General features: G+C 60.1%; 22 protein-coding genes. All 22 read right to left on the minus strand.

The annotated features are described in order from the left end of the window. Window position 1: 1 nt before the first annotated feature. The 22 genes from kal to dapB all read right to left on the minus strand — a co-directional run bounded on the left by kal (window position 2) and on the right by dapB (window position 19467). A complete protein-coding gene (gene kal, locus ACE4YL_RS12635; RefSeq protein ID WP_461359233.1) occupies window positions 2-394 on the minus strand; it encodes a 3-aminobutyryl-CoA ammonia lyase in 393 nt (130 codons plus the stop codon). A 1-nt stretch (window position 395) separates the two neighbouring features. Continuing rightward, window positions 396-1139 carry a lysine 5,6-aminomutase subunit beta gene (kamE, locus tag ACE4YL_RS12640; protein ID WP_461359234.1) on the minus strand — a complete coding sequence of 248 codons (744 nt, stop codon included), beginning with the start codon at window positions 1137-1139 and terminating at the stop codon, window positions 396-398. Beyond that, on the minus strand, window positions 1136-2722 hold the full coding sequence (gene kamD / locus ACE4YL_RS12645; RefSeq protein WP_461359235.1) for a lysine 5,6-aminomutase subunit alpha: 1587 nt from the start codon (window positions 2720-2722) through the stop codon (window positions 1136-1138). The genes kamE and kamD overlap by 4 nt, the downstream gene beginning before the upstream one ends. Next, complete coding sequence (gene kamC, locus ACE4YL_RS12650; RefSeq protein ID WP_461359906.1) at window positions 2715-4346, minus strand: lysine 5,6-aminomutase reactivase ATPase KamC; 1632 nt, start codon at window positions 4344-4346, stop codon at window positions 2715-2717. The genes kamD and kamC overlap by 8 nt, the downstream gene beginning before the upstream one ends. After that, window positions 4327-5403, minus strand: coding sequence for a lysine 5,6-aminomutase reactivase subunit KamB (gene kamB / locus ACE4YL_RS12655; protein WP_461359905.1), 1077 nt, complete (start codon window positions 5401-5403; stop codon window positions 4327-4329). The genes kamC and kamB overlap by 20 nt, the downstream gene beginning before the upstream one ends. A gap of 28 nt (window positions 5404-5431) precedes the next feature. Continuing rightward, window positions 5432-6463, minus strand: a complete 1032-nt coding sequence (gene kdd / locus ACE4YL_RS12660; protein ID WP_461359245.1) for an L-erythro-3,5-diaminohexanoate dehydrogenase — start codon at window positions 6461-6463, stop codon at window positions 5432-5434. Between the two features lie 61 nt (window positions 6464-6524). Continuing rightward, window positions 6525-7040, minus strand: coding sequence for a DivIVA domain-containing protein (locus ACE4YL_RS12665; RefSeq protein ID WP_461359904.1), 516 nt, complete (start codon window positions 7038-7040; stop codon window positions 6525-6527). A gap of 12 nt (window positions 7041-7052) precedes the next feature. Then, window positions 7053-7838: a photosystem II S4 domain protein gene (locus ACE4YL_RS12670; protein ID WP_461359239.1), complete on the minus strand. Its 786-nt coding sequence runs from the start codon at window positions 7836-7838 to the stop codon at window positions 7053-7055. 6 nt (window positions 7839-7844) lie between these two features. Next, complete coding sequence (locus ACE4YL_RS12675) at window positions 7845-8129, minus strand: YggT family protein (RefSeq protein ID WP_461359240.1); 285 nt, start codon at window positions 8127-8129, stop codon at window positions 7845-7847. Between the two features lie 5 nt (window positions 8130-8134). Further along, entirely contained in the window at window positions 8135-8617 is a 483-nt protein-coding gene (locus tag ACE4YL_RS12680; protein WP_461359241.1) for a cell division protein SepF, read from the minus strand. Window positions 8618-8619: 2 nt separating this feature from the next. Further along, a complete protein-coding gene (locus tag ACE4YL_RS12685) occupies window positions 8620-9294 on the minus strand; it encodes a YggS family pyridoxal phosphate-dependent enzyme (RefSeq protein WP_461365096.1) in 675 nt (224 codons plus the stop codon). 47 nt (window positions 9295-9341) lie between these two features. Continuing rightward, window positions 9342-10160 (minus strand): undecaprenyl-diphosphate phosphatase, encoded by an 819-nt coding sequence (locus tag ACE4YL_RS12690; protein ID WP_461359243.1) that lies wholly within the window; start codon window positions 10158-10160, stop codon window positions 9342-9344. 19 nt (window positions 10161-10179) lie between these two features. Continuing rightward, entirely contained in the window at window positions 10180-11130 is a 951-nt protein-coding gene (locus ACE4YL_RS12695; protein ID WP_461359902.1) for a Na/Pi cotransporter family protein, read from the minus strand. A gap of 28 nt (window positions 11131-11158) precedes the next feature. Next, complete coding sequence (locus ACE4YL_RS12700) at window positions 11159-11374, minus strand: YlzJ-like family protein (protein WP_461359452.1); 216 nt, start codon at window positions 11372-11374, stop codon at window positions 11159-11161. Next, the gene (locus ACE4YL_RS12705) at window positions 11374-12114 is read right to left on the minus strand and encodes a ClpP family protease (RefSeq protein WP_461359451.1); all 741 of its coding nucleotides are present in this window, start codon (window positions 12112-12114) and stop codon (window positions 11374-11376) included. Before ACE4YL_RS12705 ends, ACE4YL_RS12700 begins: the two co-directional genes overlap by 1 nt. A gap of 42 nt (window positions 12115-12156) precedes the next feature. Further along, window positions 12157-13821 (minus strand): ribonuclease J, encoded by a 1665-nt coding sequence (locus tag ACE4YL_RS12710; RefSeq protein WP_461359901.1) that lies wholly within the window; start codon window positions 13819-13821, stop codon window positions 12157-12159. A gap of 218 nt (window positions 13822-14039) precedes the next feature. After that, window positions 14040-14921: a 4-hydroxy-tetrahydrodipicolinate synthase gene (gene dapA / locus ACE4YL_RS12715; RefSeq protein ID WP_461359449.1), complete on the minus strand. Its 882-nt coding sequence runs from the start codon at window positions 14919-14921 to the stop codon at window positions 14040-14042. Between the two features lie 12 nt (window positions 14922-14933). Then, window positions 14934-16166, minus strand: a complete 1233-nt coding sequence (gene dapG, locus ACE4YL_RS12720) for an aspartate kinase (protein WP_461359448.1) — start codon at window positions 16164-16166, stop codon at window positions 14934-14936. A 13-nt stretch (window positions 16167-16179) separates the two neighbouring features. Next, on the minus strand, window positions 16180-17214 hold the full coding sequence (locus ACE4YL_RS12725; protein ID WP_461359447.1) for an aspartate-semialdehyde dehydrogenase: 1035 nt from the start codon (window positions 17212-17214) through the stop codon (window positions 16180-16182). Between the two features lie 16 nt (window positions 17215-17230). Further along, window positions 17231-17833: a dipicolinate synthase subunit B gene (locus ACE4YL_RS12730; RefSeq protein ID WP_461359446.1), complete on the minus strand. Its 603-nt coding sequence runs from the start codon at window positions 17831-17833 to the stop codon at window positions 17231-17233. Next, window positions 17817-18728, minus strand: coding sequence for a dipicolinate synthase subunit DpsA (gene dpsA / locus ACE4YL_RS12735; RefSeq protein WP_461359445.1), 912 nt, complete (start codon window positions 18726-18728; stop codon window positions 17817-17819). Before dpsA ends, ACE4YL_RS12730 begins: the two co-directional genes overlap by 17 nt. A gap of 31 nt (window positions 18729-18759) precedes the next feature. Next, window positions 18760-19467, minus strand: coding sequence for a 4-hydroxy-tetrahydrodipicolinate reductase (dapB, locus tag ACE4YL_RS12740; protein WP_461359444.1), 708 nt, complete (start codon window positions 19465-19467; stop codon window positions 18760-18762). Window positions 19468-19788: the final 321 nt, after the last annotated feature.

Below are 19788 nucleotides of genomic sequence, written 5' to 3' on the forward strand. Positions count from 1 at the left end.
GCTATCCCCTCCTCTGTCTCTCTTTCGGCACAACGCACACGCCCTTGGCCTCTGCGACCAAAATTGGCTCTTCCAGCACATCCATGGCGGACGGAGCCAGCCCGCTCTCCTGGGGGCGGGTGATCTGCTTTACCGCCTGAAACTCCATTTTGCGCGAGGTATTACCCACTTCGGTGAGCCGGGCCCGCACCTCGAGGAAGTCCCCGGCGTAGACCGGTGCCCTAAACATCACTTCGCTGTAGGTGAGGAAGAGCCCCTCATCGCCGTCGTGGCGGATCAGCAGCTCCGTTGCGGCATCGCCAAAGAGCTGAAGGACGAAGGCACCGTCCACCAACCCTCCGCCATAATGGGCCTGGGCTGCGCTGACCCTAACTCGCAGGACACTCTCCAGCATCCTATTCACCCCTTTCCAGCCTCCGTGCTACTTCTTTAGCCAAAAAACCTGCCACATCCCGGGCGGTGGTTCCCGGCCCGAAACCGGCATCGAACCCGAGCTCAGCGGCGAGAATCCGATCGATGCGGGGGCCGCCAACCACCATGATCAGCTTGGGCCTTAGTCCTTCCGCCTCCGCCAGTTCCACCAGTTCCGTGAGGTTTTGGATGTGCACATTCCTCTGGGTGACCACCTGCGACACCAAAACCGCATCGGCCTGAACCTCCACCGCCTTCTGCAGGAGCATCTCGTTGGGGATCTGGCTGCCTAAGTTGTAGGTCTCGAACATGGGATAACGCTCCAAGCCGTATTCGCCCTTGTAGCCCTTCATGTTCATAATGGCGTCCAAGCCCACCGTATGGGCGTCGGTGCCTGTACAGGCGCCCACCACCACCACTTTCCGCCCGATTTTCTCTGCAATGAAGGCGTTGATCTCCTCAAAATCCATGGGCGGTTCCGCCGCCGGCACTGCCGGCAGGGTGGTGAGGTCCACGCTGTGGCGGCAGCTGCCGTAAACGATAAAGAACGTGAAGTCGCGCAGATCTTTGCTGTGCACGATCTGCACATCATCCAAGCCCATCTGGGAGGCCAGCCGGCGAGCCGCCTCCTGGGCCTGGGCCCCGGCGGGCAGAGGCAGGGTAAAACTGAGCTGCACTCTTCCATCATTCCAGGTATCTCCATAGGGCCTGATCAGCTGCTCCCTCATGACCGCTTCCCCCCTTCCGCTGCCTGCAGGCCCAGTTCACGCCCGAGCCGCTCCATAAAGGGATTCACGTAGTCTATACCTTTGCGCACCACTCCCTCACGGCCTTTGCCCCCTGCGGGCGGGCGCTTAATGTCGGCGAAATACCCCTGGCTGATGGCACGCTTCAGGCCCAGCTGGGCAATCTCCTCCAAAAACGCCACGGTCTTTGCCACGATCTCCTCCGACCTTTTTTGGATCAGGCCATCGGGCTTGAAGGTGATTTCCCTGCCCAGGTCCCGGGCATTTTCCATCACATACTTGGCGTTCTCCAGACTGAGGATGCGGTCGCTGAGGTAGGGGGTATGGATGGCCTCGGTGAGCATGCCCAGAAGGTGGATGCTCTGGCCGGTGAGGACCGAGGCTAAGTTGAACATGGCGTTCTGCACATGGCCCATGAAGATATCTCCAGTCATGTACTTGGTGGGAGGCATGTACTTCAGCGGCGATGCGGGGAAAATCTGGCGGACAGTTTGGGCCATGGCCAGTTCGTAAAGGAACCCGTTGGGCAGCTTGGGATCGAGCTCAAAGGCGTGCCCTAAGCCCAGCTGCCAGGGGCGCAGCCCTGCCTGGAGGGCCAGCCGTTCGTTGATGAAGTTGGACGCCAAAACAGTATGGGCCTGCTCATAGGCATCCGCGGTGGTGAGGTAGTTGTCTTCTCCGGTGTTGATAATGATCCCGGCATAGGCGTTGATCATGCGGGAAAAGTGCTGATCGGCAAAAGTGCGATCCATATTGATATCCCTAAAGAGAATGCCGTACATGGCATCGTTCAGCATCATATCCAGCCGCTCCAGGGCTCCCATGGCGGCGATTTCAGGCATGCACAGGCCCGAGCAGTAGTTAACCAGCTGGATGTAGCGGCCCAGCTCCTCGCCTACTTCATCCAGGGCCTGCCGCATGAGGCGGAAATTGGCCTGGGTGGCATAGGTACCGCCGAAGCCCTCGGTGGTGGTGCCGTAGGGAACATAATCCAGGAGGCTCTGGGCCGTGGTGCGGATCACGGCGATGATGTCTGCGCCGTGTCTGGCCGCGGCCTGGGCCTGTTTCACATCCTCAAAGATGTTACCGCTGGCCACGATCACGTATTTCAAAGGCTCCGGGCCCGTACCCAACCTAGCTTTAAGTTCCTCCCGGGTCTGCCGCTGTCGGGCAATGGCCTCCAGGGCCCTTTGGGTGTACTCAGCCAAAACCTGCTCCACCCGGGCAGGCGGTTGGATCTCCAGGGAACACAAGGAGAGATCCCCGGCACATGCCTCCGCCACCTCCTGCGGCGTTTTGCCCAGGGCCGCCACCGCGTTGGCCAGCCAAAAGGCAATGCCGCGGTGGAGCTTGCCGGCTGCCGCCACCTGGTCCACCACCACATTGGGCAGGGGGACGCCCTCGCTGTTGGTACCATCAATCCCGAAAAGCCGTGCCACAGTGCGTTCTATGCTCACGGTGGTAACCTCGTCAATCTCCCGCTGGATATCCCGGGCAATCTGCACCGCCAGCTGCCGCGCCCTTTCCACCTGCTTCTGGTCTATCTGTAAAAGCTGATTAACCATGACTGTCACTCCTCTGAAGTGCCTTAGCTCGCGCGATGATCTCTGGTTCCAGCCCCATGGCTTCCGCCACCAAGACCGCATCGCTCTGCCCGAACTGGCCCGGGGCGGCCCGCTCCAGCGAATAATCCATGAGCCGCCGCAGCGCAGCCGAGCCCTGGGCAGCGAGCAGCTGCCCTTGTTCCTGGAGCAGATTCCTCCTAAGACCCCGCACCCGGTAATGGCAGACGCCCTCCAGGCTGACCAAGGAGGGGAAATGGGTGGTAATCACCGTCATGGCCGGCTCTCCCCGCAGCCTTTCCACCACCGCCTGGGCCACCGCAGCCCCTTCCGCGGGATTGGTGCCGTGGGCCAGTTCATCCAGGAGGATCAGCCCCGGGTCTTGGCTGTGGGCGATCACCTCCCGCACAAAGGCCATTTCCCCAGCGAACTTGCTCAGTCCCTGCCCCCTCTGGCTGGAGGCCAGATGCACCCGGATGAACCTCCGGGGCTGGAACTCCATGGCCTGGGCCGGCACCAACAAACCGTACTGGGCCATGGCGGTGAGCAGGCCGATGGTCTGCAAACTCACCGTCTTACCCCCCATGTTGGGCCCCGTCAGGAGCGTGACACCCGGACCGAGCTCCAGGGAAAGGGGGCAGTAGACGCCGCCGTCTCCCTGCACTTCTTCCTCCACCAGAAGATGGCGTCCCTGCTGGATAGCCAAGCGAGGCGCAGCGCACAACTTGGGCCGCACTCCCCGGATCTCCAGACAGAATCTGGCCTTAGCCAGCAAAAAATCTAAGAATCCCAACATTTTCAAGATTCTGAGCAGCTGGGGCGCGTAAGCACCCACCAGCCGGCTCAGGCGCTGCCTGACCCGGGCCTTGAGGGCCTCTTCCCTTTCCCGAAGTTCCCCCAGCTCCCGGCGGAGCTCGGCCAGCTCTTCCCCTTCCAGCAGGCGGAAGGTGATGGCCTCGGGGGAGGTCTGAACCTTGACCAGCCCCTCCACGGCGGAAAGGGCCCCCACGAGCTGGGTGTCACTGGGGCTCACGCTAATCTCATCATCCATGGATAGGCCGCGCCCAGCAAAGCGCCTTACCTTTTCCTCCACCCCGGAGCGCAGCTGGGTTAGGCGCTCTTCCAGGCTGAGGCGCGCCCGCCGTAGGGCCGCGAGCTCCTGGTCATAGGCGTCGGCGATATAAAAGCTGGTCTTGCTGCCCTGGCCCCGGCTGAGCTCTGCCTTCAGGCCGGTACAGGGATCCAGGGGCTCCGGCAGCAGGAAACTCCACTGCAGCCGCTCCAGTTCACCCTGGATATCGGCGGCAAGCAGCAGCAGTTTTTTTACCTCATAGAGCTCGGTGTCGTCCAGAACCTCCCCCTGCCCTGCCCGGTCCACGAGGGCTGAGATATCCCGCAGGTTGCTGAGGAAATAGGCGAGATCATCGGCCCCCTGAGGCTGCCTCCGCAGGCAGTCCGCGGCCTGCTCCAAGCGGAGCAGGCTCTCCTCCAGCTGCGCCGCCTGGTGCGGGAGGAAGGCCTCCGCCTGGCGCTTGGCGGCCTGGCCCAGGGGCGACACAGGGCGGATGCGCTGCCATACAGCATCAAAATCAAGCTCGCGCCTGGTTTCAGCATCCAGGAACTGCATCGATCTCCTCCTTATCCGGTACATAGCGCAGCCCCAAGCGCAGGTCAAAACAGGGCACGGGATAGACCAGCCGTCCCACATCCTCCAGCAGGCGCAGGGGATGGGCATACCCGTACCTGCTGTGAAACGGGCTGACCGTAACCGCGCTGAGGTGCAGGGGGCGCAAAACGCGCAGCTCTATCCCTGAGGCGGCCAACCTTTGCAGGCTCCCTGGTCCTAGAAACACAGCCGTGGGATCAGAGGCCGCAAGGGTAAAGGAAGCTGGCCTGGCCGCACTGCCCAAGATCTTGGTCAGCACAGCATCGGTCAGCATTCCACGTACATATACATACTTTGCTTCTGTCAGCTGAGATCCATAAAAGCAAGCATCGCTGGCAGCGAACTCCGTCCGGGTAAGGGAGTGCACTGCCCCAGCAGCGGAAAGGACCATCAGCTTGGTTTCCCCCTGCGCGGCCTGGAAGCATTCCAGCGCGCCGAGGTCTGTAAGCCCTGGCAGGGTGAGCACCGTGAGCAGATGCTGCAGCTTGGCCAGAAGCTGCCTCCGCTCCCAGGCCGCCTCCACACCCACCGCCAGCACAGCGGTGTCGGTAACCAGCGGCGCCGAAAGGGAACGGCGGTCCGCAGCGCCATCCACCAGCAGTAGATCCAAGTCGAATGCGGCCAACTGCTCCTTGAGGGAAGCCAGCTCGTGGCCTGTTCCCGGGCCGGCCAGCACAATCCGGCCTTGGCTCAACACCCGAGCCACCACAACCTCCCCCAGGGGCGTGAAGGCCCCGGTGGTGCCCAAGATCTCGCAATCCAGCCTGCTCGCCAAGAGCAGCTGCTTGGCGGTGGCCACAATCATGCCGGGGAAGACCGTGATGGGTGGTTTTTTGTGCCGTAGGAGGCTGTCCCGCTCCTCGCCGTCCAGGCCGATGGAAGTGAGGGCCAGCTTAAGACCCCGCTTCTGCCCTTCCATCAGCAGCTGGTTAAACGTGAAGGTTTTACCGGTATTTTTCGCCATTCCAATAATCGCAACGGAACGGAAATGGTTCTTTAATATTTCTGCCAAAAACACCGGTATTCCTCCTCACCAGGGCGAAGAATTACGCGTAGAGCTCGGAGAACAGCTGGCGAAGCTGGGGATTCTCCCGCAACACCTCCAGGGCAATCTGGGCATGGTTCTTGGTATACCCGTTACCGATAAGCATGGTCACGTCTTTCCCCACACCTTCCGCGCCCAAAGCCGCGGCGGTGAAACTTGTGGCCATGCTGAAAAAATACACCGTGCCGCCATCCCGGGTGCACAGAATGGACGCCATTTCTGTCTTGGGAATGTTCACGCAGTTGATGGTCAGATCCGCGAGGGCCCCGATCTCTTGCTGCAGCGCCTGGAGGCAGTCTATGGGTTTCGTCGCATCCACATTGATCACCACATCCGCCAAGCCCAGGCCCTTGATGCGGCTCACCGCCGCCTCGCCGTTATCCATGGCTACGACCCGGCCGGACACCCCGGCCCGCTTTTTGGCTTCATGCAGGCACAGGCAGCCAGACTTGCCCCCCGCTCCGATGATCAGCACCGTGTCCCCCGGTTTCACCAGCTTAGCAGTCTGGGCCGGGGCACCCGCCACATCCAGCACCGCCAGGGCCACCTTCTCCGGCAGGTCCTCCGGCAGGACAGAGTAGATCCCGCTTTCGAACAAGATGGCCTGGCCTTCGATGTCCACTTGCGCCGTATCTTTGTGGATCCGCTTGATCTCCTTGATCACCAAGGGCGTCAGGGTCAGGGAGACCAGGGAAGCGATGCGATCGCCCACCTTGAGGTCCCGCGACTGCAGGGCAGAGCCGATGGCCCGCACCGTACCGATAAACATTCCGCCAGAACCCGTCACAGGATTATGGTGTTTGCCGCGGGTCGCCACGATCTGCAGCATGATCTCGGCCATACGCCGCTCATTATCACCGGCCTGCTCACGGATTTGAGTAAAACTGGCGGAATCGATATTCAAGGTTTCCACATCCACGAGAATCTCGTTGTCGTAAATCTCCATGGTGTTATCCAGGCGCTGGGCACCCTGGGGCAGCACGCCCTTGGGCTCCAGCACCCGGTGGATGCCGTAGGGGCAGCCTAGAGTCACTGGCCCATCTCCCTTCCTCAAGTCGTTGTCCCCTGCTGCTGCCGGCCCTTAGCAAGCCAGCTCAGCCCCGTTCCTCTCCACCTGCCGATCCCGGTGCGATCTCCCGATAGGGCCTGGTTGCCTCCGCATCCTCTGCGGTCAGGGAGTTCCAGATGCTTTCCATGGTCAAGCGGATCCGCTCCCGGAGCTGCCGCTCCAGGCGCTGGGCCCTGTGCAGCCGCTCTTCGGAATCGGCCAGGATCTGTTGGGCCTTCAGCCGGGCTTCACTGATAATCCGCTCCGCCTCCGCCTGGGCCAGGCTGATCACGTTATCCGCTTCGCGATTGGCCATGCTCTTGATCTCCTGCACGGTCTGCTTGGCCGAAGCCAGAAGATCCAGCACATCCTGCTCGCGGCCGCCGGTGCTTTCCAGCTGCCGGCGCAGTTCCTCCAACTCCTGGCGGAGCTTGCGGTTCTCCTGGTATACCTCCTCGTACTTGACCACGATATCGGCGAGAAAGTCGTCCACTTCTTCCGGATCGTAACCTTTGAACACCCGCTTGAACTCCAGGTTATGGATGTCCATGGGCTTCAGCATCTTCGCCACCTCCTAAGAATAGCGCTGCAGTACAACGCTGGTCCTACCTTTGCGCGTGGTACCCACAACCTGGGCCACCACCACCCTACCCCGCCCCCGCAGGGACAGGACATCGCCTTCCTTCACGGCCAGGGCCGGATTGCTCACCGGCTGCCAGTTGAGCTTCACCCGTTCCGCCTTAATCTCCCGCACCATCTTGGTGCGGCTCATGCCAAACCCCTCCGCGGCCACCGCGTCCAGGCGCAGGGAAGCCACGGTGGCTTTGATTTCTTTGATGCGCTCGGGCTCCACTGCCAGCTGTTCTTCATCGATCTCCTGCACAGTGATGGGCACCCTATGCACCTGATTCCAGTGGGTGAGCAGGTAATCGGCGATTTCCGCGGCCACGATCACCTGGCAGCCCTGGGGCAAGACCAAGATATCCCCAACTTTGTTCCGCTTTAAGCCCGTGGCCAGCAGGGACCCGAGATAGTCCCTGTGGGAGACCTGTTCAAAGGAGAAGTTGCCCTTGACCTCCAGAACCTTGAGGTGGGAGGGGATGGTCTCCACAAGATAAAACTGGGGATAGATGACCAGCCTGGCCCGCTCCGCCCTTTTATAGCCGCCCTGGGTCAGCACGCCCACCTCGGGGATGCGTCCCAACACGCTCTGGGCCACCTTGCGTTCATACGGGTCGTAAAAGTCCGTAACCTGGGGACGGTTGGTATCCCAGGCCAGGCGGGCCAGATCTAAAATATGGCTGCCCAGACTGCGCTCTTCCTCACCCCGTAGATGCCCTAAGAGTTGTTCCTTGTCCAACTAACTTCAACCCCCCATGGCCCACTGCAGTACGAGAATAACCAGGATGCGGCGGAGCAGCGAATAGGCTAAACGCAGCACCAAGAACATGATCAGCGGTGAAAAATCAATGGCGCCCACGGGGGGGAGAATGCCCCTGAAGGGCTGCACCACAAAATCAGTCACCCTGTAGATAAAGCGGACAACGGGATGATAGTAGTTCACATTAGGAATCCAGCTCAATAAAAAGCGGGCAACCAAAATCCAGGTGAAAACCTCAAACAGCAGGTCGAGAACGAGAATGAACTGCAACTCCCTCACTCACCTTCGCCGTTGATCAAATCAAAAAAATCCGCTTCCAGATCCCCTTCGATCACCACCGAGGAAGGAGTAAAGCAGAAGATGGTCTCGCCCAGCTTCCGCATGTTCCCATCCAGCGCATGGGTGGCGCCACTCATGAAGTCCACAATGCGCTGCGCCTCATTTTTATCCAACTGGTGCAGGCGGAGGATGAGGGACCTTCTGCTCTTGAGGAAGGCAACATACTCCTTGACATCGGCGAAGTCCCTGGGTTCCAAAATGTAAATCCTGCTCTGCACGGTGGTCTGCCCCCCCGACAGGCTGACTAAGGTGGGTGTTCCCTTGCTGCGCGTTTGCGCTGGCTGCTTCTTAGCCCGCTCCCGCCGCAGGGGCACCACATCTTCAGTAGCGGCCCTCTCCTTTACGTCCAGCTCTTCCGCTTCCTCATAGGCCTCGGTCACACCCAAGAACACTTTGAGTTTCTGGATCAAATCGCTCATCTCTACTCCTCCTTGGCAAACAGTGCCGAACCAATCCTCACCAATGTGGCGCCCTCTTCGATGGCTACCTCGAAATCATTCGTCATGCCCATAGATAGAGTGTCCCACTGGACACCCAGCTCCTTCTGGAGCCGCTCATAGAGGAGCCTGGTTTCCCGGAAAACCGGGCGCACCTCTTCAGGCGGGGCAAGGGGTGCCATGGTCATCAGGCCCCGCACATGGAGCTGGGGACATTCCAGCAGCACCCGCCGGGCAAAGCCCGGCACCTCCTCCGGAGTAAGGCCGCTCTTGGTTTGTTCCCCCGAAACATTCACTTGAATCAGCACGTCTTGACGCTTCCCCCACCTCTCTGCCCGGGCATTGAGCGCCTCCGCCAAGGGCCACCGGTCCAGGGAATGGATGAGGGCAAAGGGCCGGCAGTAGCGCACTTTGTTGGTCTGCAGAGAACCGATGAAGTGCCACTCCGCCTCAGGGAAAAGCTCAACACGCCGGCGGGCACTCTGCATCCTGTTTTCACCCAGGAGCAGCAGCCCCGCGGCCATCAGCTCCCGAACTTCGTCATCTGAGGCATATTTCGTCACGCCCAACAGCCTGATTTCACTCTCAGCACGGCCCGATCTAAGGGCGGCCTCTCTGATGCGGGCTTGTACACTTGCCAAATTCTCTCTAATTCCCATTACTTCCACCTTACTAACCGTATTCCTCCCCATCGAGTTAACCTTGTTTACAGCATGTGAACTGCGATGATGACAGCGCCCACAAACCAAGTGTAATAAGCAAACCAGACCAGTTTACCCCTGCGCACGAGGGCTAGGAAAAAGCGGATGGCCAGATAGCCCGTAACCGCGGCGGAGAAAAGCCCGGCGACCAAGACTCCGGCGCTAAAGGGTTCAGCCCCGGCCCAGAGATCCATCAGGGCCAGAACCAACGCGCCGAGAATCGCGGGGACGGACAGCAAAAAGGAAAACCTGGCTGCCCTTTCCCGGTCTAGGCCCCGAAACAAGCCTACGGTAATGGTCGTCCCCGACCGGGAAAGCCCCGGCAAAATAGCCGCCGCCTGGCCGCAGCCAATCAAGAAAGCATCCAGAAGGGATGGCTCCAGCTTCCCGGCCGCTGAGGGGCGTCGATCCGCGGCATGCAAGATGCATCCGGTGACCAGGAGCATCACGGCGGCAAAGAGACTGCTGGCAAAGAGCCTTTCCACCTGCTCCTTAAACAGCAGGGCGACAACCACCGCAGGGATGGTGCCCACCACCAAAGCCACCAGCAGGCGGCAGCCTGCATCCTGCTTCACCAGCTCCCCGGCCCTTCTGGGGCTGCGCACCAGCTTCAGCAGGGACACTAAGAGCAGCTTAACCTCATCCTGGAACACCACCAGCACCGCCAGGAGCGTCCCCACATGCACGGTAACCTCAAAGACTATGGACTGCTCCTGCAGGCCAAAAAGCCGAGAAAGCAGGACAAGGTGCCCCGAAGAACTCACGGGCAGAAATTCGGTCACTCCTTGAATGATCCCCAACAGGATCGCCTGGGCAACTGTCACGGCCCCACTCCCTTCCAGGTCATCCTAAATTATTCTTGTTCCTTCCAACGATTCCTGCTCCCCACCAAGCTAGACCAGCCAACTGGGGAAGAAAAGGCAGAGCCAAGAGGGCCGTGGCGGTATTGAACACAGTGTGGGCATGGGCCACCTGCCGCCCGGGATCCCCGGAAAGGCAGGCAAGAAACCGGACAAACCAAGGGAACGCAGGGAGCACCAACACAACGCCCCCCAGGTTGAAAAGGAGATCCGCGTAGGCGGTGGCCCGGCTGGCCCGGCCCCGCCCCAGGCTGGCCAGGAGTGTGGTGGCCACGGTACCCACGTTGCTGCCCAGAGCCACCCCCACCGCCACTGGCACCGGCAGGAGGCCCTGTTTGACTAGGCCAATGACCAGCCCGGTAACCGCGCTGCTGGACTGGGCCAAAGCGGTCAAGAGCATGCCGAAGAACACCGCCTCCAGGGGAGTAGCGGTGAGGGAGGTTAGGATCCTGTGCACGCCGGGGGTTTGAAGCAGCGGGGCTAGCGCAGCTGTTGTACAAGAGAGGCCGTAAAAAACCGCCCCTAAACCAAAGAGGGCGGTGCCCATACGGCGCCGCTTGGCCCCATAGCGCACCGCCAGCCCCACCGCACACAAGGGCAGAGCCAGGCTTTCCAGGGGGAGAGCCACGATTTGCGCGGTCACGGTGGTGCCCACATTGGCCCCCAGCATCACCCCTAGGGCCTGGGTTAGGCTGAGCACCCCGGTATCGGCGAGCACCACCAAGGCTGCACCCACGGCACTGCTGCTCTGGATGAAGGCCGTGACCAGCAGTCCCAGCAAAAAACCCTTGGTTCTCGCCTCTGTGAACCGGATCAAGGCGGAGCGCAGGCGAAACCCCAAGAGCGTCTCCAGGGCGGCGGTCATGAGTTTTAAGCCCAGTAGGAAAATGCTGATGCCCAAAACCACAGGGATGGCAAAGAAAAAGATCCTCATATCTGACCATATGAGAATCTCTGACCGCCTAGACTATCTGACCGTGGATTATGCTGCCCGGCTGGCAGTGGGGCTCTAGAAAATGCCTGGGGTCCGTGCTCAAAACCCTCACCACCCTAGCCTGGAAGCTGCCCAAAGGCTCCGCCTCCACCGTGATTCCGCCCACGGCCAGCTGAATGGTTCTCGGCGGATCCTCCTCCAGGCCTTCCAGAACCTCTTCCAAAGGGAGCACCGTGTAGAGCATCAATGCACACCCCCTTTGTTTGTGGCGGCAGCCAGGTCAGCCAAGCGCTGTAGGGCCGTGCCCACTCCCCCCACTTCGTCAATGAGGCCCACCTGCACCGCTTCGGCGCCAACGAGCACCGTACCCACATCCCGAACGAGTTCTCCCGTGCGGAACATCATCTCCCGCAGCACCCCTTCGGGAATGCGGGAATGGTGCACGATGAAGCGGATCACCCGCTCCTGCATCTTGTCAAGGTATTCATAGGTTTGGGGAACCCCGATCACCAGACCGCTCAAGCGGATGGGATGGATGGTCATGGTGGCTGTCTCGGAGATGATGGAGTGGTCTGCCGCCACGGCAATGGGGGCGCCGATGGAGTGGCCTCCCCCTAAGACCAGTGACACCACAGGTGTGGTCATGGTCTTGAGCATCTCTGCGATGGCCAGGCCCGCTTCGATGTCTCCGCCCACGGTGTTGAGGACCACCAGAAGGCCTTTGATCTTCGGATTCTGTTCAATGGCCACAAGCTGGGGAATCACATGCTCGTACTTGGTAGTCTTGTTCCGGGGCGGCAGTACAAGATGCCCTTCGATCTGCCCGATGATGGTTAAGCAGTGAAAGGGCATCTCCTCCAGCGGGCCACCGGTGGGGGTACCCGTTTGTCCCAGCTCCCTGATGGTCTGCAGGGCAGGCGTTTCCCTTGCGGGCGTGTTTTCCGTTTCAGTCTGTTCGAACACAAAGAGCCCCTCCCTTCTCATCCCCTAGTATGATGAGAAAGGAGGGGCCCTAAACATGGACCGTTAGATTTCGGTGATGATGGGCAGGATCATGGGGCGGCGTTTGGTCTTCTCCCAGACATACCGGCTTAAGCTGTCCCGCACGGCTCCCTTCAGCGCGCCCCAGTCGGTGTTGTTCTGGGCAATACAGCTGTCAATGGCCTCCTTGGCCCGCTGGCGCACTTCTTCCATGAGTTCTTCGGACTCCCGGACATAGACAAAGCCGCGGGAGACAACATCTGGACCTGCCAGGACTTTGTTGGCACTCTTGTTCATGGTCACCACCACGATGACGATGCCGTCAGTGGAAAGCTGCCGCCGGTCCCGCAGGACAATATTGCCCACATCGCCGACGCCCAGGCCGTCCACGAACACCTGGCCGGAAACAACCCGCTCCCTGATGCGCAGGCCCCGCTGGCTGAATTCCACGGGCAGGCCGATCTCGCCGATGATGATGTTATCCTTGGGGACGCCTGTGGCCTCCGCCAGCTCCGCGTGCTTGAGCAGCATGCGGTGTTCGCCGTGGATGGGCATGAAGTACTTGGGCTTGCATAGATTGAGCAGCAATTTCAGTTCTTCCTGCTGGGCGTGGCCGGAAGTATGCACGCCTAAATGGGGCTCGTATACCACGTTGGCGCCTTCCTTAAAGAGTTGGTTGATGATCCGGCCCACCGACTTCTCATTCCCGGGAATGGGCGATGCAGAGATGATCACCGTGTCCCCAGGGGCGATGGCAATGTGATGGTGCTCGGCCATGGCCATGCGGCTCAAGGCCGCCATGGGCTCCCCCTGGCTGCCGGTGGTAATGACCACGGACTTGTTCTTGTCGTACCGTTCCAAGTCTCCCAGCTCCACCAGGACGCCGTCGGGTATGTCCAGGTACCCCAGTTCCGAAGCAACTTCGATGGTCCTGATCATGCTGCGCCCAGTGATGCTCACGTGGCGGCCTTCCCGCGCCGCTGCATCGAAAATCTGCTGAATGCGGTGCACATTGGAAGCGAACGTGGCCACAAGGATCCTCCCCGGGGCCTTGCTGAAGATATTCTGGAACGTCTCGCCCACCGTCCGCTCGGAAGCGGTGTAGCCGGGCTTTTCCGCATTGGTTGAATCGGAAAGCAGGCACAGGACACCTTCCTGGCCCAAACGGGCAAAGGCGTACAGGTCGGCTACCCGGCCGTCGTAGGGAGTCTGGTCAAACTTGAAGTCGCTGCAGTGGATGATGGCTCCCAAGGGAGTATGGAAGGCCACGGCCACCACCCCGGCAATACTGTGGTTGACATGGATGAACTGTACATCGAGATTGCCCACCTTAATGCGATCGCCGGGGCTGATTTCTTTCAGTACCGTGCCCCGCTCCAAGCCGTGCTCGATCAGTTTGACCCGCAGCAGACCCAAGGTGAGCCTGGTCCCGTACACCGGCACGTTCAGGTGGCGTAGAACGTAGGGCACACCTCCAATGTGGTCTTCATGGCCGTGGGTAAGAAAGATGGCCTTGACCCGGTGGGCATTTTCCACCAGGTAGGTGATATCTGGGATCACCAGATCAACCCCGGGCATATCGTCTTCGGGAAACATGACCCCGGCATCCACGATGGCTATATCCTCACCGATCTCGTAGACGGTCATGTTCTTTCCGATCTCGCCCAAACCGCCCAGGGGCAGTATGCGTATTTTTTCTTCTCTATTCATGCAGTTGAAAACACCTCCAAAACTTATGACTTTTTCAAGTCCGCGCAACAAAATTAACCACCTCTGCCGCCCGTTGGGGTGGTTACCGTTCCACTTAAGCCGAACAAGTCACAGATTCTTATATTATACACAGAGCGCGGGAAATAATCAAACGCGAAAAACAAAACCCCCTCCCGGCAGCGGCCAGGTAGGGGGTTGATCCCAAAAGGCAGAAAGTGTCAGGAGCCTAAGCCCACACTGAACAGCACTTCCTTGATTTTCTGGGCTTCCTGTTCGGTAAGATCCACCAAGGGCAGGCGCAGAGGCCCGGTGTCCACACCGACAAATTCCAAAGCCCGCTTCACCGGCACAGGATTGGTGGTGATGAACATGGCCTTAAACAAGGGCATAAGCTTGAGGTGAATCTCCAGGGCATCCCCGACCCGGCCGGCCAGAAAAGCTGAAATCATGGACTTAATCTCCCGGCCCACCAGGTGGCTGGCCACACTCACCACTCCGGCGCCCCCCACCGCCAAGATGGGCAGGGTCAGGGCATCGTCCCCCGAGTAGATGAGGAAGTCCTCGGGCACCATGGTCTTGAGCACGCTCACCTGCTCCAAATTGCCGCTGGCTTCTTTGATGGCTACGATGTTGTCGATCTCCGCCAGGCGCGCCACGGTCTCCGGCAGAATGTTCACACCCGTGCGCCCCGGGACATTGTAGAGCATCACCGGCAGGGACGTCTGCTCCGCAACGGTCTTGAAATGCTGGTACAGACCCTCCTGGGAAGGCTTGTTGTAATAGGGAGTTACCAGCATGATTCCGTCCACTCCCGCCTTTTCCGCAGCCTTCGTCAGGGCAATACTGTCCTGCGTATTATTGGATCCCGTGCCAGCAATGATGGTCATCTGCCCCCCCAGGGCATCCGTCACCGTGGAAAAGAGCTTGACCTTTTCCTCAAAGCTCAGGGTGGGGCTTTCTCCGGTGGTGCCGCTCAAAACCACCCCATCGGAACCGTTTTCCCCCAGTTTTTGCGCCAATTCCACCGCCGCCGGGTAGTTCACAGAACAATCCTTGTTCATGGGCGTGATCATCGCGGTGAGAACCTGACCTGCTTTCATAGTAGTAACCTCCTAAATCGAATCGAGATGGAATTCCCTATACAACGCCTGTACCGCTCTGCCTATATCTTCCTCTAAAATCAGGCAGGATATGTTGGCGTGGGAGTCGCTGGTCTGGTAGATGGGAATGTCCTCGGCACTCAAACAGTTGACCACACGGGCCATAACCCCCGGCACCCCATGCATGCCCGCTCCCACCACGGACACTTTCGCAAAGCCCCCGGTGATCTCCACCTCCAGGCCCAAGGGGGCCAAGGCCTGCTGGGCGATTTCCACCTTGGCCTGATCAATAATGAAGACGATGTAGTCCAGGGATAGATGGATCAAATCAACGCTGACGTGGGCCTCAGCCAGCACCTGGAAAACCCGGGCACCCAGGCCTGAAGTGTGGAAGTTCTCAACGCCCCTGACCTTTACCTGCGCCCGCTTGCCCAGGTGGGCTACGCCTGTTACCACCCGATCAGCTATCTGCTCGGCGCCTAAAGCGGCCTGCGGCTTGACCCCGTGGCCGATGAAGGTACCGCCTTTGGAGTGCTGAACGGAGCGCACCTGTACAGGAATCCCTTCTTCCATGACGATCTCCGCCGCCCGGGGGTGGAGCACCTTGGCACCCATCTGCGCCAACTCCATGGCCTCCCGATAGGACATGACCTGCAGGGTGGGGGCATCGGGAATAATTCGGGGATCGGCGGTCTTGATCCCGTCCACATCTGTATAGATCTCCACCCGTTCGGCCTTGAGCACCACGCCCAGAACCGCCGCGGTGGTATCACTGCCCCCCCGGCCCAGGGTGGTCACCACGCCCTGTTCCGTCACACCCTGGAAGCCAGCGACAACGGGGATCCGGCCCTGGTGCAGAACCTCCCACAGCCTTTCCCCGTGCACCTTGAGCACCCGGGCCCCTAGATGCACATCATCTGTGGTAATGCCGCACTGCCACCCCGTCAAGGCTACAGCGGGCAGACCCAGGGAGCACAAACCCTCGGCAAAAAGGGTCGCGGCGATAATCTCTCCGCAGGAGAGCAGCAGATCCACGTTGGCCCCCTGCGCCTTAGGATTGGCTTCCTTCACCAGCTCCAACAGGGTGTCCGTGGCATAGGGGTCACCGAAACGTCCCATGGCGGAAACCACCACCACCGGGGTGAAACCCCGATCCACCGCGTCCCAAACCCGCTGCATGGCCTCCCGTCTCAGCTCGGCGGTGGATAGGGAGCTTCCGCCGAACTTTTGCACAACCACTCTCACGCTCTCACCCCACCTAGATGGCGCCTAATTTGTGGGCCAGTTCCGCGATTTGCACCGCATTGAGGGCCGCTCCCTTACGCACCTGATCGCCAACCACCCACAGGTTAAGGCCGTTTTCAACCGTGGGATCCCGGCGGATCCGCCCCACATAGACCGCATCCTTACCCGTGGCCCAGAGGGGCATGGGATACTCCTGCGCAGCGGGATCGTCCACCACCTGGACGCCAGGGGCTCCCCTGAGCAGCTCCCGGCACTCCTCCGGTGAGAGCGGAGCTTCCGTTTCCACGTTGATGCTCTCGCTGTGGCAGCGCATCACTGGAATCCTGATGGTTGTGGGGGAAATCTTGAGTTCAGGAGCCTTAAACAGCTTCTGGGTCTCCCGGACCATCTTCCATTCTTCCTTAGTGTAATCGTCTTCGGCAAATTCGTCAATTTGCGGGATCAAGTTGAAAGCGATGGGATAATGCCGCGGTGCGCCCGCCACAGGGAGTATGTTCGCCGCCATCTCCCGGCCGGCCAGGTAGTCCTCGGTCTGCATGCGCAATTCGTCCATGGCCTTGCCCCCCGCACCGGACACGGCTTGGTAGGTGGAAACCACAACGCGCTTGATGCCGGCCCGGTCGAAAATGGGCTTAAGGGCCAGGACCATGATAATGGTGGAACAGTTGGGATTGGCAATAATGCCTCTATGGTTGCGGACTTCTTCCCCGTTCACCTCCGGTACCACCAGGGGCACATCGTCCCGCAGCCGGAAAGCGCTGGTGTTGTCAATGACCAAAGCGCCAGCTTCCACCGCGATATCCGCCCACTGCCGGCTCACCTGCCCTCCCGCGGCGAAAAAGGCCACATCCACCCCCTGAAAGGCCTCGGGGGATGCCTCCTGAACCGCGTACTCCTTGCCCCCCACCAAAACCCTGTTCCCGGCGGAGCGGGCGGAGGACATGAGGGTGAGCTTGGCAATGGGAAAGTCCCTTTCCACCAAAATGTCCAGGAGCTCCCGGCCAACCATGCCAGTTGCGCCCAGGATGGCTACATGCAGCTTCTTCATGGCAGATCTCTCCTTATTACTTGACTTCTCTCAGCTTTCTGGCAATCAAGACGGGCTGAATCTGTTTGCCCTGTAAAGCATATTCCAGGGTGGGAATAATTAGATCCATGTCGGCCACCAAGGAACGCGGTTTTTCCTCTGGATTGTCCTGACCGAAGGGCACAAAAAACACCCTGGGAGTGTTGAGGAGCACTCCAAGGTTCTTGGCGTTCAGCCCCAAGGCATCATTGGTGGAAATGGCCAGCACCACCGGCCGCCCGTTGCGCAGTGTCGCCTTGGCGGCCATGAGCACAGCCGTATCGGTGATGCCGTTGGCCAGCTTCGCGCAGGTATTGCCTGTGCAGGGTGCAATCACCAGGGCATCCAACTGGGTCTTCGGACCCAGGGGTTCCGCTTCCACAATGGTGGTGATGACCGGCCTACCGGCCAGTTGGGCGAAATGGGCAGTGATCTCTGCCCCCGCGCCAAAGCGGGTATCTGTTTCCGCCACCGCCGGAGAGGCGATGGGGTAAATGTCCGCCCCCGCTTCCTTTAGTTTCTGCACCTGGGGCCAGATCTCCTGGTAGGTGCAGTGGCTGCCCGTGAGGGCGAAACCGATTCTCTTAGCGTTCAGAGCCATGGTCTTCCTCTCCCAGCAGGTTTTCGAGCAGGCGAGGAACTGTCTTGACCAGGATGGCCGCGGCCGTCTTCGGAGCAACCCTGCCGGGCAGTGACAGGGCATGGATGGCCTTCAGCCCCAGCTGCTGGGCTGCGGTGAAATCTGTGCCGCCAGGACCAGAGGCAATATCGATAATCACTGTGTCCCTGGACAGCTGCCGCAGGTAAGAGCGGGGCAGAACCATGGCTGGTATAGTATTGAAGATGATGTCGAAATCCCAGTGCCGCTGCAGGCTGGCCAGGGGCAGGGGTTCGCAGCCCAGGGCAAAAGCCCCCGCGAGGTCTTTAGCGGAGCGGGCAGCTACGGTCACATGGGCACCCAGGGCATACAGGCTCCTGGCTAAGGTGCTCCCGCAGCGGCCAAAACCCAGAACCAGGCAGCGGGAATTATGGATGGTGACAGCGGTGTTTTCCATGGCCACCTGGATGGCCCCTTCCGCGGTGGGAATGGAGTTCAAAACGGCAATCTCATCGATCTCCGCCATTTCCACCAAGCGGAGGTTGTACTGGGCGGCCACGCCGCGGATAACGGGCCGGGCAACACCGATCAAAAGCGGAGTCCCGCCGGGCAGCAGGGGTATGACCTCCGTCAGATCGATGACCAGATCTTCCTCGGCCATGTGGCTGACCACCCTGCCCGCAGCGTCGGTGCTGCTCATGGGTGCAATCACCGCCCTGGCTCCCAGCACCGCCTGCTTGGCCTGGCGAAAATGGAGCGCCTTGGTTAGGGGCCCCGCTTCCGGGAAACCAACCAGATGCAGGTCCGCCCCTAAAGCAAGTAGAGCTGCCGCCAGCTCCACTTCCCGCTCATCGCAGCCCAGCATACTCACTGGTGTGCCGGCAAGCTGCCCAGCCATGACAAGCCCTCCTCACCGAAACTCACTAGTACTATATGTCGGTGAAGAGAATGTGTTCTAGTCCAATTACCAGGCCCTTCACCCTGTGAACTTGGCGAATGGCCAGGAGAACCCCGGGCATAAAGCTTTCCCGGTTGGTGGAATCATGGCGGATAGTTAAGGTCTGTCCCGGCAGACCCAAAATCACCTCTTGGTGGGCCACCAGCCCCGGCAGCCGCACGCTGTGGATGGGGATCTCCTTGGGATGTACTTCTTCCATAAGCATTCGAGTGCGCAGCGCCGTCCCTGAGGGGGCATCGAGCTTTTCTGCATGGTGGTATTCAATGATCTCCGCCTGCTCAAAAAAGCGGACCGCCTCTCGGGCAAAGCGCATCATCAAGACTGCTCCGATGGCGAAGTTGGGAGCGATAATGGCTTTCCAGTTTTCCTGGAGCGCCCGGGCCTGCCACTCCTGCAGCTCGTGGCTCTTAATGCCCGTTGTGCCGATGACCATGGGTACGTTGCGGGCCAAACAGAGCTCCATGGACTTTTGCACCGCCGCCGGTGTGGTGAAATCCACTACGACATCGGGCTCAGCTTCCCGAAGCGCTTGGGCCAGGTCAGTAAAAACGGCCAGCCCGTCCTGGGGACGACCGGCGGGATCTACGCCAGCCACCAACTGCAGGTCAGAAGCTCCCCGCACTGCCTTGCAGACCTCACGCCCCATCTTGCCGTTGGCTCCGTTTACGAGTACTCGCATACCTCTATCCTCCTTTACAGCCATTCCCGTACATTCGCCATCTGTTTTCTCCTTTCCTGCATTGCTACCAAAAAGCGGGAGACCCTCCCCAGGGCTCCCGCCTGAACTGGCCTAGGCACTTGTCACTTAACCGCGCCTTCACACGAACCCAACGGCTCGGTGGTTGTGCCGGACGCACAGAAAAGGGGGCGTTGCAGAACTACTCGATTGAGTAGGAGCAACGCTCCTTTTTGTGTCTCTTGGCCTGAAAATGCGCCCAGAGTTGGACAGATCTTGAGATGGCAGACACATACGAGTGTTTTTGGGCGCGCGAAAAAGACT

Origin of the sequence: Candidatus Darwinibacter acetoxidans (genome assembly GCF_041936445.1) — a bacterium.
Taxonomy (GTDB): Bacteria; Bacillota; Limnochordia; order Darwinibacteriales; family Darwinibacteriaceae; genus DTU010.